This window comes from Paraglaciecola algarum (assembly GCF_021532655.1).
Taxonomy (GTDB): Bacteria; Pseudomonadota; Gammaproteobacteria; order Enterobacterales; family Alteromonadaceae; genus Paraglaciecola; species Paraglaciecola algarum.
Genome location: NZ_JAKGAS010000007.1, coordinates 139,745 through 154,204 on the forward strand (window position 1 = coordinate 139,745; position 14,460 = coordinate 154,204).

Genomic DNA, 14,460 nt, shown 5'->3' on the forward strand with positions numbered 1-14,460 from the left:
TCCTCCAGTGAATATTTCTCTGCTTTATACAATCAAGTACACATCAAACCTATTTGCTTTGCCTTTCATTTCAATATCTGGTTTTGTATCAGCCAAATATGGCGCACCAGATGGACGCTTTACCACTACTCTTTTTTTGGCCAAAGCCAAGGCTGGGGCTAACAATAAGTTGGCATCTTCATCGGGGCCAAGTAATTGCTGAAACAAACGCATTTCTTTTTTTACTGCCGCGCTTTTTTTACGGTGTGGGAACATAGGGTCGAGATACACCACATCGGGTATATTCTTTGGTTGTTGCTTGCGCCAATTGGCTAAAAGCTCATAGGCCACACCGTGAAATAGTTTCATTCGAGCATTAAGCCAGTCGGCCAAGTTAGGCTCTGAACCCGCTCGTCGTAAGCCGTCGTTTAATAGTGCGGCCACTATAGGTGAACGTTCAATCATATCCACATCACAGCCCAAGCTTGCCAATACAAAGGCATCGCGGCCAAGGCCAGCGGTAGCGTCTAACACTTTTAATTTACCAACACCTTTAAGCCCCAGAGCCTTGGCTATGGCTTCTTTTTTGCCACCACCGTGCAAACGCCTAAAGGTTAAAGCATCAGAGGCAAAGTCCACCAGCACTGCGCCTACTTTGGGCTCGTCTAATTGGCGCAGTTCCAATTGGTTAGCTTGCTGAATTAAGGCTAAACCTTTATCCACATTGCTTTGATAAGTTAAGCCCCACTGCTGAGCGGTTTGTTTGGCTTGGGCAATTACCTCAGCGGTTGCTTCTGGGGCAGTAGTAATCTTAATTGTGGGGTACAAATTATCAGGCATGTCCGTATTGCTCTTTGTGGCCTAACCAGCGGTTGATAATAGCTTGGGCGTTAGCTGGATAAGACTCCCATAAATGATTGGCGATGTTTTGCACTTGGGGGATAAGTTCAGCATCGCGCACCAAGTCGGCAATTTTTAAATCGGCTAGGCCTGTTTGTTTAGTGCCGAGCAATTCACCTGGTCCTCGAATTTCCAGATCCTGTTGAGCAATGTAAAACCCATCATTGGATTCACGCAATACTGCTAGTCGCTTATTGGCAGTTTTTGACAATGGGCTTTGATACATTAATACACAATGGCTCTCGACTGAGCCGCGCCCTACTCGGCCACGTAATTGATGAAGTTGAGCCAAACCTAAACGTTCTGGATTTTCTATGATCATCAAACTCGCATTAGGTACATCCACGCCTACTTCAATTACCGTGGTGGCCACAAGTAAGTCCAGCTCTCCTGCTTTAAAGTCAGCCATGATTTGTTGTTTTTCATCAGATTTTAATCTGCCATGAACCAAACCCACTTTCAGCTCAGGTAAAGCTGTACGCAGTAAAATCGCAGTATCTTCAGCCGCTTGGCTTTGTAAAAATTCAGATTCGTCGATTAGAGTACACACCCAATAGGTTTGCCTACCTTGTTCCACACTGGCGTTACGTACTCGAACTATGACTTCATCACGGCGGGTATCAGGTAAAACCACAGTTTTTACTGGCGTTCTACCTGGAGGTAATTCATCAATCACAGATGTATTTAAATCAGCATAAGCTGTCATGGCAAGAGTTCTAGGGATAGGCGTTGCTGTCATGATCAATTGATGAGGAAAGGCACCTTGCGACTCTCCTTTTTCCCGTAGGGCTAACCTTTGATGTACACCAAACCTGTGTTGCTCATCGACTATCACTAAAGCTAAATTGTTAAACTCAACAGTTTCTTGGAAAATAGCATGAGTACCGATCAGCATCTTGATTTGACCTGACTTTAAATCAGTTAGTACTTGCTGTCTTGCTTTGCCTTTTAATTTACCAGCCAACCACCCTAACTCAATACCTAGTGGCTCAAACCATTGACGAAAATTATTAGCATGCTGTTCTGCTAATAGCTCAGTAGGTGCCATCAAACCGACTTGATAACCACTGGCGATAGCCGACAATGCCGCCATAGCGGCCACCAAGGTTTTACCAGAGCCCACATCACCTTGTACTAAACGCATCATAGGGTAATTTTGTTGCATGTCTTGCTGAATATCGGCTGCCACTCTATGTTGTGCATTAGTTGGCTTAAAGGGTAAATTAGCTAAAAAATCCTGCAATACTTTAGCCCCTGCTGGGATCGGGTATGAGGCTTGTTTTTGACTTTGTTGGCGCACTTTTAGCACACTCAAGTGGTGGGCTAACAATTCTTCTATCACCAATCTTTGTTGGGCTGGATGTTTACCATCTTCTAATAAAACCAAGGTCACATCTGGCGGTGGCCTATGCACAAGCATAAGAGCTTCAACTAAACCTACTTGTTGTTGATATAAACCTTGAGGCAATAATTCAACTAATCCGCCCTTTTTTAACAGCTTCAACGCTTGTTCGGTGAGGTTGCGCAAAGTTAATTGTTTAATCCCTTCAGTTGCCGGATACACTGGGGTTAGCGATTCTTGCATCAAATCCGGTTTATCTGAATTAACTGTTTTATATTCTGGATGCATGATCTCTAAACCATGTTTACCCGCTTTTACCTCGCCGAAACACCTAATGGTAGTGCCCACTTCTAGATTATTTTTTTGTGCCGCAGAGAAATGAAAAAACCGTAAAGTAACCGTACCCGTGCCGTCACTAATTCGCACTATTAACATACGTTTTCGACCAAACTGCACGTCACATGACATCACCTCACCTTGAATACTGGTGTGTAAATGAGGTTGTAAATCGGCAATGGGATAAATACGCGTGCGGTCTTCATAGCGCAAGGGTAAATGAAACAACAAATCTTGCACAGAGGAAATAGACAACTTTAAGAAGTTTTCAGCCACACGACTGCCTACCCCTTTTAATTCGGTAATAGGAGTTTGTGCTAGGCCTTTCAAAGGGAAAATTGCCCCAATAATAGGGTGGTCAAGTTATTCATTTAACTGTGGGTAAATCGATATATAGTGTTATGTCTATATAATCAAAGAATTAGCGATATGGATCAAGCTATTATACTCTGAATATAACTACTGCTAATTTGAGGAGTACACCATGAAACTTAAATCGTTGTTGATTGCCTATTTGATATTCTCATTTCAGCTAACCGCTTCTGCCGACCCAGTACAAGAGGTAAATGAAACCTTAGATAATTTCCATCAAGCAGCAAGTGAAGCCAACCTAAATGAGTATTTTGCATTATTGACAGAACATGCGGTTTTTATTGGTACAGATGCCAGCGAACGTTGGAGTAAAGAGCAGTTTTACCAATATGCCAAACCTTACTTTGAGCAAGGAAAAGGTTGGTCTTATACCCCAGACAACCGTCATATCTATTTTTCAAAAGACAAACAAACAGCCTGGTTTGATGAACTGGTCACTAATAAGACGTTTTGCGATTGTAGAGGAACAGGAATATTAGAACTAACTAGTGCAGGCTGGAAAATAAGCCAATATCATCTCACTATACCTATTCCTAATGAGCTAGCTGATGACATAGTTAAAAAAATCAAAGTTGCGGATAGCAAGCGGTAGTCTCCATCTTTTGGTGTGGTCACTATTTTTTGGTGAGCATTACGCTCACCAAAACCTGCGGATTTACAATGACAATTTAGCCGCTTGATACAATAACTCTGAAGAAATCCTAGTTTTTGTATCTGGGTTAACGTAATTAAATTTCACCATACCTTTTTGATCTAAAATAAACACAGCAGGTGCCGGCAATACAGCTGTACCAGAGGATTTTTCGCTGGTTAAATCAATATCCCATTTAGATTTGTACATAGTGCGTTTTTCATCTTCTATGTAGTAACCAATGCCAAAACCACTAATCGTTTCTAGTTCCGCATCAGAATAAAGTTTAACTGTGAACTTAGTCTGTAATTTTTGCGCTTGTAACTGAGCTGGTGTTTCTGGGGAAATCGCTAAAATTTGATAACCTAATTCGCCAAGCTTGCCTTCAATATCTTTTAGGCCAGCTAACTGACGATTACAATAAGGACACCAACCACCCCGATAAAATATTAAGATTGTTGGTTTTTGCATAGTTAAGGCTTTAAGACTAACCGGATCGCCATCAACAGTTTGTAATGTGGCTTTTGGGGCAACTTGTCCATTTAAAATTGGGGTGACGTTTTCTACTGAATCAGCAATTTTACTTCTGTCTAAGGCAGCAGCTGAGAATGACATCAAAGCAATGACGCACATTAATAGTTTTAGTTTTTTCATAATAACTCAAAAATTTAGGTTGGTTAGTGACGTATTAGAGACCCAATGGCCAAATAAATAATTTCAAAATAAGAAGTTTTCTTGACAAAAATATGTGCCCTCTATCTTTCAATTAACTGAATTAACTTGTTGAATACGTATGCAAATTACTGTTTCCTAGGTAAACCTAAGAGTATGATAAAAATCGGTTTATTTAGGATCAGATACCTATGTTTAAAGAAAATACCACTTCAACTTTCTCGATATGGTCGTTCATTGTTTTCTTAGTGATTTTCTGCGTGGCTTGTAACCAGCCTGAGCAGCAAGCTCCAAGTTCATTCAAGGAACCAAACTTACAAGCCATGCGTTCAACTTTAGACGGTGAAACCAGAATTATCAGCCTTAAACTAGGCAATGATATTACCGCCGCGTATGACACTAAACGCTCAGCTTTATTTAAACTTTGGCAAGGAGAGTTGAGTTTATCTGGTGCCGTGTTTGACCAAAAACATGGACCACAACCTAAAACTCAAGGTCAAGCTTTTGTCATTGATAGCAAAGCAAATTGGTCGGTAGATTCAGGAGACGTTAGTTATCAGGGTCATCAACTCAATCAAGATAACGTCACTTTATTGTATCAAGCATCCGGTACTCAAAATGGCAAAGATTGGCAAGCTCAAATTGAAGAAACTCCTAGTGCCAGTTTTGCTGGAAACCAGTTAAGTTATACCCGCCAATTTAAGGTAAGCGGATTACCTGCAAACCTAACTCTTTATCTCAAACAGCTATTTGCCGGACAACAAGCTAAATTAACAGGCGCTGGAGAATACGACTCGCTTAATCAAACCTTAATTTTGCAAAATGGCCAAACTAGTTTCAGCGTAGACTTTTCTGCAATAGATATTTCAAAACCAGAAGTAAAAACAGCAAAACCAGAAGTACACCCAGGGTTAGCTCTGATTCAAAATAGTGATTGTGCAGCCTGCCACAATGCAGAGGTAAAAACGGTTGGTCCTTCTTACACTGCCATAGCACAAAGGTACATCACTATTAGTGGAGCCAAAGAGCAACTAAGTCAAAAAATAATTGCAGGTGGTGCAGGCAATTGGGGAGCAGTACCTATGACTCCGCATGCCACCTTGAGCATGGCCGACGCTGGAACTATGTTGGATTATATTTTTAGTTTACATTCAACTGAGGATACGCAATTAGATGGTACTGATGTATTACTAGGCAAACCGAGTATTTCAGTAAACTTTAGTGATACTACACCTGAGTTTGTAGAAGCCTCTCAAGGTGCTTATGTTTATGTCACTGGATTATTAAATGGCGATCCAGATGAACAACATGCTCGCACCAGTATTCCTAGTTTAGGGGCGTTAGTTTCTGAAATTCATTTCCCGAATATAGAGAATTTAGGTCCAGCCACCAATGATTTTATGTATCACGTCAAAACTAATCTAAAGCTCACCCAATCCCTAGGTACCACCATCAGGTTGGTATCAGACGATGGCGCTTATTTGTATTTAAATGGTCAGCGTATTATCAATAACTGGGGATTCCATGCCGCCGAACCTAAAGATGCACAAGTAAAATTAGTAGCAGGTTTGCACAGTTTAGAAATTATTTATTTTCAAGCCGGTGGCGGTGGCGCCTTGTCACTGCAATGGCTAAACCCCGAGTCTAAGAAATTCGAAGTGATACCAGCTGACATGCTGCAAGTGACAGAGCAAGATATTAAACAAGTAAAACCTATTATTACCGACCCTGACATTGTAAAAACTGTACCTGGCGATATGCGAGAAGTAGCAGGAGTGCATCCATCGTTTAACTTAAGCCAGGCTCGTCCAGATGAATTTAAACCTATGGTAGGTGGCATCGACTTTTTCGAGGATGGTCGAATGGTAGTCAGTACTTGGGACCCTGAAGGCTCAGTTTATCTTGTAGAAAACTACCAAGAAAAACCTGAAGATATTAAAGTAAAACGTATTGCCAAAGGTTTAGCTGAACCACTTGGAGTAAAAGTGGTTGATGGCCAGATTTATGTATTACAAAAACAAGAACTGACTCGTTTAGTCGACACCAACAACGACGGCTTTATGGATAGATATGAACTAGTCTCTAACGACTGGGCCGCCACCGACAACTTTCATGAATTTGCCTTTGGCTTAGAGTATGAGGACGGGTATTTTTATGGGGCATTAGCCACCGCAATTTTACCTGGTGGAGCCAGTGCTGACCCACAAGCACCTAGCCGCGGTAAAGTGATAAAAATATCTAAAGATACAGGCGAAGTTGAATTTATCGCCCACGGATTGCGTACCCCTAATACCATAGGTCGAGGCATAGACAACAAGCTGTTTATTGCCGATAACCAAGGTGACTGGTTACCGGCCTGTAAAATTGTCGAACTTACTCCCGGCGCTTGGTATGGCTCGCGCTCAGTGGATTTTGAGGGCACGGCTAATTTAAACGAAACCTTACCTGTTGTTTGGTTACCCCAAGGTGATATTGGTAATTCTGCTAGTCAACCTGCACCTCTAAATGTTGGCCCTTATAAAAATCAAATGATCCATGGTGACGTAACTCATGGTGGCATTAAACGCGTGTTTGCCGAGCGTGTAGATGGCCGATTGCAAGGCGCAGTGTTCCGTTTTAGCCAAGGCTTAGAAGCGGGGGTCAATAGATTAATGTGGGCACCAAATGGTAGCTTGATTGTGGGGGGAGTTGGTAATCCAGGCAACTGGGCTCACGGTCAAAAATTGTGGTACGGGCTTCAAAGCCTGACTTACAATCAAGAGTCTACTTTTGAAATGTTAAGTGTTAGCGCCCGCAGTGATGGTTTTGAAATCACCTTAACCGAACCTGTCAAAACAAACCGACTTGTTCAAGCCAGTGACTTTGAAATTCAACAATGGTATTTCGAACCTACAGCAGAATACGGCGGCCCGAAAAAAGATCAACGTGAGCTTGAAATCCAAGCCCTGACTCTGTCTGAAGACCGCACTAAAATCCAAATCAAACTGGATGGGCTAAAAGAAAACCAGGTGGTGTATTTCAGGATCAAACGAGCCTTTGAAAGTGAAAATAATCATGAGCTGTGGACCACTGAAGCTTGGTATACCTTAAACAAGATCCCGCAAAACAAACCTTTAAAATTAAATAATACTTACACCATTTCCCATAATGAGCTTAGTGCAGAAGAACAACTGCAGGGGTGGGAATTACTATTTGATGGACAGTCTTTAGGCCACTTCAGAAACTACAACCAACAAAGCATAGGCAAGCGTTGGGGGATAGATAACGGCAATTTATTTTTTGCTGGTCGCACTCCAGAAGAAACCGGCTGGCAAACAATAGACGGTGGTGACTTAATCATCACTCCTGAGCCAGTTGAAAGCTTTGAATTAAATTTAGAATGGAAAGTGCAACATGGCGGTAACAGCGGCATTATTTATAATGTGAAAGAAAGCCCTGAGTTAGAATTTCCATTCTTGTCAGGCCCAGAAATGCAAATTTTGGATAACCCTAACCACGGTGATGGGCAAATTGAAAAACATCGCTCTGGCGACAACTACGATTTAATCAAAAGCAAATTTGTTAGCGTATTGCCCGCAGGAGAATGGAATCAAGTACGCTTAGTAGTTAACAATGGCCATGTTGAGCATTGGTTAAATGGCTATAAACTAGTTGATGTGCAGATGTTTGACGATAACTGGAAAGCCTTAATCGCGGGTAGTAAGTTTAAAGACTGGCAGCATTTCGCCAAAACCCCAGGTGGCCACATAGTGCTACAAGATCACGGAGATAAGGTCTGGTTTAGGAATATTAAACTGAAACAACTTTAATGATTTTTGCATAACTTACTAACACAGCCCGTGATTAACGGGCTGTGTTATTTGGTGATAGTTATTTAGGCGCTAGTCCCATTTCATCTAGTTTTAACAAAATTTCGTTTTTTTGATTAGCAGAAATGTCCAACCAATGTTTGCCTTGTTGCGCACCAATTAACGCATAAAGAGAATTTAAACCGGTACCCGCTACTTTTAGTTTTAATTGTTTATAAATTTGGAATGGATCAGCAGCCATAAACTGTTCAGCCGTGTAAATATCTACCTTAGCTAACATTTCTTCACTTTTAAGGCCAAAGCCCTTTAGGTCGCGAATATTCATGCCTTGATAAGGGTTAGAGCCAGTCGCTTGCACTCTTTTCCACCAAGTAGCATCCGCTTGAATTGCTTGCACTCTTTTCCACCAAGTAGCATCCGCTTGAATTTGCCCAGCTTCATCTATATATGGGTATTCGATACCCTTGCGATCACATATTTCTCGGTATCGAGGAAAACCACCTTCAAACAACATTTTTTGACAATCGACTTCTGTCAGGTGTTGTTGATCGTACAAGCCCGCATTTTGTCTTTGCCTTTGGGCTTCGTATAACACCAACGCGGCTGCTACTGAAACATTTAAAGACTGCACCATGCCTACCATGGGAATGACGATATCTTTATCAGCTAAAGCAATGGCTTGTTCGGTGGCACCATGTTTTTCTTGACCAAGAATAATAGCGGTAGGTTGGGTATAATCAATTTCTCGAAAATCGACCGCGGTGTCTGACAGATTGGTCACCAAGACTTGCATATTTTGTTGTTTGAGTTGAGTTACAGCTGCTTCAATCGAATTGTGCCTTTGGGTATAAACCCAGTTTTGACTGCCCATAGCAGTGCCTTTACGAAGCACTGCTTTTTTTGCCCACACGGCATGCACTTGATGCACACCTACGGCGTCACAACTACGTAAAATAGCAGAGACATTGTGCGGTTTATGCACCTGCTCTAAACACACAGTTAAGCTTGGTTGGCGTAACGCAATGAGTTGCCTGATGCGCGCGTAACGTTCAGGCTCCATTTTGACTTCTACAGACATGATTATTTCAGAATATAATTAGCTTACTCAGGCAATTCCATCACACCGTCAATTTCGATTTGCACACCTTTAGGCAAAGCGCTTACTTGCACAGCGGCTCTTGCTGGGTAAGGTTGCTCAAAATACTGACTCATGATTTCATTTACCGTAGCAAACTTAGATAAATCCGTTAAAAAGATATTCACTTTAGCCAATTCATTCGTGGTGCCACCAGCAGCTTCACATACTGCGCTAACATTCTTAAATACTTGATGAGCTTGTTCAGCAAAGTCTTCTGATATCACTTGCATGGTTTCTGGAACCAGTGGAATTTGTCCAGATAGATAAACAGTGGTACCAGATTTAATAGCTTGGCTATATGTGCCAATCGCAGCTGGTGCGTTATCGGTATGAATAACAGACTTAGTCATAATAATGTCCTTTAATTTTTGGGTTTAATAGTAGCAAGTGTTATTTTTTGCTATTTGTTTTGCTACTTATTTTTTTGGCCTGACTGTGACGAGATACCCTTTGCACTTCGGGCATAATACGAATTTTTCGCATGACATTAGCTAATTGCAGGCGATTTTTAATAGTGAGTTCAATATCAATATAATAAACGTTACTTTCTTTTTCTTCGGTTTGTAAACCTACTATGTCTGAGCCAGCCGCGGCCACCGTACTGGTTAATGTAGCCAAGGTTCCTTGGCGATTGATAAGTTCAATACGCACTGAAGCATGGAAGTTACCACTCACATCATTATCCCATTGCATAGTTAACACTCGGTGAGATTCTTCTTTGCTTAATTTACGAATGTTACTGCAGCCAGTTTGATGGATCACTAAACCGCGACCTGGGCTTAACACTGCCACTATTTCATCATCTGGTATGGGGTGACAACAGCGTGAATATGTGACTAATAACCCTTCGGTACCTCTAATAGCCACTTTGTTTTCTTTATGCTCTAAGTCGGTAGATTCCCCCAATAAACGTCTGGCGACTATGGCACTTAGTTCGTTACCCAAACCAATATCAGCCAACAACTCAGTAAAATTATTATGTTTGGTTTCTACCACCACACGATCAATGTCTACTTGAGGTACTTCGTCTAGTTTGACCTTACCTAAGGCATGCCTGAGTAAACGATTCCCCATGACAACCGCTTCTTCAGAGCGCTGATTTTTTAAGTAATGACGAATATGGGCACGAGCACGAGCACTTACCACAAAATTCAACCAGTTGGCATTAGGTTTAGCTCTAGGCGAGGTAATGATTTCAACGGTTTGACCGTTCACTAAAGGTTTACTTAATGAAAACGGGCGTCTTTCTACTTTCACCCCAACACACGAATTACCTACGTCTGTGTGTACTGCATAGGCAAAATCTACCGCTGTGGCGCCTAAAGGCAATTCAATAATTCGTCCGTTAGGGGTAAACACATAAATTTCATCAGGGAACAAATCGGTTTTAACGTTTTCGATAAATTCAAATGAAGAGCTAGCACTTTGTTGTAACTCTAACAATGACTGCATCCACTTACGTGCACGCACTTGAGCCGTAGTATCACTGCCATCGTCTGAATCTTTATAAAGCCAATGCGCTGCAACGCCTTTGTCAGCCATTTGATTCATTTCTTGGGTGCGGATCTGGATTTCAACTGGAATGCCATGAGGGCCAATTAAAGAAGTATGCAAAGACTGATAACCATTCGTTCTAGGAATAGCAATATAATCTTTAAATCGATTGTCGATGGGTTTATATAAACCATGCATGGCGCCTAAAGCACGATAACAATGGTCAACAGAATCCACTATCACCCTAAAAGCATAAATATCCATCACTTCATTAAACATCAACTCTTTATTTTTCATCTTCTGATAAATCGAGTACAAATGTTTTTCACGACCTGTGGTTTCGGCCTTAATACCCGCTTCAGCGAGTCTACTTTCGACTTCTTTTTTGGTGTTTTCAATCACCTCTTTACGATTGCCCCGTGCTTGTTTTACCGCGCCTTTTAGCGCTCGGTAACGTAAAGGGTACATAGCCTGAAAACCTAACTCTTCTAATTCATTTTTAATATCATGAATCCCCAATCGGTGGGCAATAGGCGAATAAATATCTAGAGTTTCACGGGCAATACGTCGTCTTTTGTCTGGCCTTAACGATCCAAGGGTGCGCATGTTATGAGTGCGGTCAGCTAGTTTAATTAAGATAACGCGTATGTCTTGTACCATAGCCATCATCATCTTACGGAAGTTTTCGGCTTGGGCTTCTTGTTTACTGCTGAAGTGGATCTTATCTAATTTACTTACCCCTTCAACTAACTCACCTACAGTTTCACCAAACTCTTTGCTCAGATCTTCTTTGCTGTGATCGGTATCTTCGATAACATCATGTAAAAGCGCAGCCATGATGGTTTCATGATCTAAACGCATGTCAGCCAGAATGGCTGCAACTGCTACTGGATGGGTAATATATGGATCACCACTAGAACGCATTTGGCCACTATGGGCGTCTCTTGCGACAATAAACGCTCGCTCAGTATCTGCAACCCTATTGGATGGCAAATAAATCTCAAGTTTTTGTTTTAAACCCTCAAACAGATACACGAATGCGTTTACTTATAAGTAGTAATGAATTAGAAAGTAAGAATACGGGGATTTGACGAACAAGCCAACGGCTAACATCAATAAAATGCAGCCGCAGACCAAAAATAATGTTTATTCTTCTGAAAGAATATTCGCTACTGAAGCAAATTCGGCTTGATCTTGTTCTTGTTGATCACGAAGAGTATCTGCGTCTAGGCTAGATGCAGTCACTAATCCTTCTTCAATCTCACGTAAAGCAAGTACGGTTGGCTTATCTGTGCCTCTTGGTACTAAAGGTTCTTTTCCTTCAATAGCAATTTGGCGCGCACGACGAGCAGCCACTAAAACCAAATCAAATCGGTTGCCAATTTTATCTACAGCATCTTCAACTGTTACGCGGGCCATGATGATCTCCGTCGGGTGTTAACATTAAAAAAAGGTCGCATAGTGTACTGATTAATCAAACAATTTAAAAGCTATTTGATCTACAAATGATCGAACTTATTTCAAATAACCTGAGTTCCAGATAAATTACCTAAAATTCTTGAATGTGATTTAGGCTTAAGCTTATACTGCTCGCTCTTGTCGGAGTGCCTTATGGCTGAGACCGTTAATTCGGGATCCGTTGAACCTGATCGAGTTAATACTCGCGAAGGAAACAAGCGAGAGCATAATTTTATATTGTATTTTTAATTATGTTCTATCAGCTTCTAGTTTTCATTTTGTGAATGATCACTATTAGTGCTTTTCAACACAATATTTCTCCAGACAAGCAACTTCCTTTTCAACTGTATTTGTGAGATTGCTAATGTCAAACCGCCGTGAAACCCGTGCTAACGCACAACAATTTATAGATAACTTAAAGCCATTATTACACCCTAATTCAACTAAAGTTTATTTGTCAGGTACGCAACATGATATTCGTGTGGGTATGCGTGCAATTCAGCAAACTGACACTATCTTAGGTGGCACATCTGAAGAACCTATTACCGAGAGTAATCCCGACATTTTGGTTTACGATTGTGCTGGTCCCTACTCAGATCCAGATGCAAATATTAATGTGCGTCAAGGCTTACCCAAAGTTAGACGAAACTGGATTACTGCTCGTGGTGACGTTGAACAATTATCTTCAGCTAGCTCCCGCTATACTCAACAACGTATGGCAGATGACGGCTTAGATCACCTCAGGTTCGATTCTTTAGACCACCCACTAAAAGCCAAACCGGGCAAATGTGTCACCCAGATGCACTACGCCAGAGCAGGCATTATCACTCCTGAAATGGAATACATAGCTATTCGCGAAAATATGGCCAGAGAACAAGTTAAACAAGATGTGTTGACCCAAAAAGCGCCTGGCCGAGCATTCGGTGCCTCTATAGGCCAGCCTATTACTGCCGAGTTTGTGCGCGAAGAAGTCGCCCGAGGGCGAGCAATTATCCCAGTTAATATTAATCACCCAGAAGCTGAACCTATGATCATAGGCCGTAACTTTTTAGTTAAAGTGAATGCCAACATAGGTAACTCTGCCGTGACCTCTTCAATTGAAGAAGAAGTAGAAAAACTAGTTTGGTCGACTCGTTGGGGTGCTGATACGGTAATGGATTTATCTACTGGCCGTTATATTCACGAAACCCGTGAGTGGATAGTACGTAATTCGCCTGTGCCAATTGGTACTGTGCCTATCTATCAAGCGTTAGAAAAAGTAAATGGTGTGGCAGAAGATCTCACTTGGGAAGTCTTTCGCGACACCTTAATTGAACAAGCCGAACAAGGTGTAGACTACTTTACCATTCATGCCGGTGTGCTTTTGCGTTACGTACCTATGACCGCCAAACGCTTAACCGGTATTGTTTCTCGCGGTGGCTCTATCATGGCTAAGTGGTGTCTATTCCACCACAAAGAAAGTTTTTTATATCAGCACTTTAGAGAAATCTGTCAATTATGTGCGGCGTATGATGTGTCACTTTCCTTAGGTGATGGTATGCGCCCTGGTTGTATAGCTGATGCCAATGATGAAGCCCAATTTGCTGAATTAGAAACACTAGGTGAGCTAGTCAAAGTTGCATGGGAGTACGATGTACAGACGATAGTGGAAGGCCCTGGACATATTCCAATGCAACTCATAAAAGAAAATGTTGAGATGCAACTGGATATTTGTAGTGAAGCGCCTTTTTATACCCTAGGCCCACAAACCACAGATATTGCCCCAGGTTATGACCACTTTACTTCGGGCATTGGTGCCGCCCAAATTGGATGGTACGGGGTTGCCATGTTGTGTTATGTCACGCCTAAAGAACATTTAGGTTTACCGAATAAAGAAGATGTTAAGCAAGGTTTAATTGCATACAAAATTGCTGCCCATGCCGCTGATGTGGCTAAAGGCCATCCTAGCGCACAAATTCGTGATAACGCTCTATCCAAAGCTCGATTTGAGTTTCGTTGGGAAGATCAATATAACCTAGGTTTAGATCCTGATACAGCCCGCGCTTACCACGACGAGTCTTTGCCTCAAGAATCGGCAAAAGTCGCGCATTTCTGTTCCATGTGTGGACCTAAATTTTGTTCTATGAAGATCACTCAAGAAGTACGTGATTACGCGGCTAGCCAGCCCATTGATGTAGAGCAAGATGCCACTCGTTTAGTGGAAAGTAGAATGCTTAATGAAGATGAAATTCTCCAAGCTATGGACATCAAATCTCAAGAATTTAAAGCCCAAGGAGCCAAACTTTACACTCCAATAGAAACTCCAGTTGTAGAAGGTGAAAAGTAACAC

Annotated in this window: 10 protein-coding genes, 1 pseudogene and 1 riboswitch; of the genes and pseudogenes, 3 read left to right on the forward strand and 8 right to left on the reverse strand. The window is 41.7% G+C overall.

The features are described 5' to 3' along the window. Positions 1 to 24 precede the first annotated feature (24 nt). Positions 25 to 819, reverse strand: a complete 795-nt coding sequence (locus L0668_RS13545; RefSeq protein ID WP_235313239.1) for a class I SAM-dependent methyltransferase — start codon at positions 817 to 819, stop codon at positions 25 to 27. Next, the gene (recG, locus tag L0668_RS13550) at positions 812 to 2,887 is read right to left on the reverse strand and encodes an ATP-dependent DNA helicase RecG (RefSeq protein ID WP_235313240.1); all 2,076 of its coding nucleotides are present in this window, start codon (positions 2,885 to 2,887) and stop codon (positions 812 to 814) included. The genes L0668_RS13545 and recG overlap by 8 nt, the downstream gene beginning before the upstream one ends. A gap of 154 nt (positions 2,888 to 3,041) precedes the next feature. Between recG and L0668_RS13555 the strand changes: the two genes are divergently transcribed. Continuing rightward, positions 3,042 to 3,521, forward strand: coding sequence for a nuclear transport factor 2 family protein (locus tag L0668_RS13555; RefSeq protein WP_235313241.1), 480 nt, complete (start codon positions 3,042 to 3,044; stop codon positions 3,519 to 3,521). 63 nt (positions 3,522 to 3,584) lie between these two features. On the opposite strand, the gene L0668_RS13560 is transcribed toward L0668_RS13555, so the two are convergent. After that, positions 3,585 to 4,214 (reverse strand): peroxiredoxin-like family protein, encoded by a 630-nt coding sequence (locus tag L0668_RS13560; protein ID WP_235313242.1) that lies wholly within the window; start codon positions 4,212 to 4,214, stop codon positions 3,585 to 3,587. Between the two features lie 209 nt (positions 4,215 to 4,423). On the opposite strand from L0668_RS13560, the gene L0668_RS13565 reads away from it, so the two are divergent. Next, positions 4,424 to 8,041, forward strand: coding sequence for a 3-keto-alpha-glucoside-1,2-lyase-like domain-containing protein (locus tag L0668_RS13565; RefSeq protein WP_235313243.1), 3,618 nt, complete (start codon positions 4,424 to 4,426; stop codon positions 8,039 to 8,041). Positions 8,042 to 8,102: 61 nt separating this feature from the next. Here the strand turns inward: L0668_RS13565 and L0668_RS13570 are convergent, their stop codons facing one another. The 5 genes and pseudogenes from L0668_RS13570 to rpoZ all read right to left on the reverse strand — a co-directional run bounded on the left by L0668_RS13570 (position 8,103) and on the right by rpoZ (position 12,092). Beyond that, a complete protein-coding gene (locus L0668_RS13570; RefSeq protein WP_268820380.1) occupies positions 8,103 to 8,366 on the reverse strand; it encodes a TfoX/Sxy family DNA transformation protein in 264 nt (87 codons plus the stop codon). 66 nt (positions 8,367 to 8,432) lie between these two features. Then, positions 8,433 to 9,101, reverse strand: a pseudogene (gene trmH, locus L0668_RS13575) (tRNA (guanosine(18)-2'-O)-methyltransferase TrmH); the annotation flags it as partial. A gap of 41 nt (positions 9,102 to 9,142) precedes the next feature. Next, positions 9,143 to 9,529, reverse strand: a complete 387-nt coding sequence (gene ridA / locus L0668_RS13580; RefSeq protein WP_235313244.1) for a deaminase RidA — start codon at positions 9,527 to 9,529, stop codon at positions 9,143 to 9,145. A 40-nt stretch (positions 9,530 to 9,569) separates the two neighbouring features. Continuing rightward, positions 9,570 to 11,708, reverse strand: a complete 2,139-nt coding sequence (gene spoT / locus L0668_RS13585) for a bifunctional GTP diphosphokinase/guanosine-3',5'-bis pyrophosphate 3'-pyrophosphohydrolase (protein WP_235313245.1) — start codon at positions 11,706 to 11,708, stop codon at positions 9,570 to 9,572. Between the two features lie 111 nt (positions 11,709 to 11,819). Beyond that, a complete protein-coding gene (gene rpoZ, locus L0668_RS13590) occupies positions 11,820 to 12,092 on the reverse strand; it encodes a DNA-directed RNA polymerase subunit omega (protein WP_235313246.1) in 273 nt (90 codons plus the stop codon). A 171-nt stretch (positions 12,093 to 12,263) separates the two neighbouring features. Next, a riboswitch (TPP riboswitch) is annotated at positions 12,264 to 12,362 on the forward strand. Between the two features lie 133 nt (positions 12,363 to 12,495). Between rpoZ and thiC the strand changes: the two genes are divergently transcribed. Then, positions 12,496 to 14,457 carry a phosphomethylpyrimidine synthase ThiC gene (gene thiC / locus L0668_RS13595; protein ID WP_235313247.1) on the forward strand — a complete coding sequence of 654 codons (1,962 nt, stop codon included), beginning with the start codon at positions 12,496 to 12,498 and terminating at the stop codon, positions 14,455 to 14,457. Positions 14,458 to 14,460 lie beyond the last annotated feature (3 nt).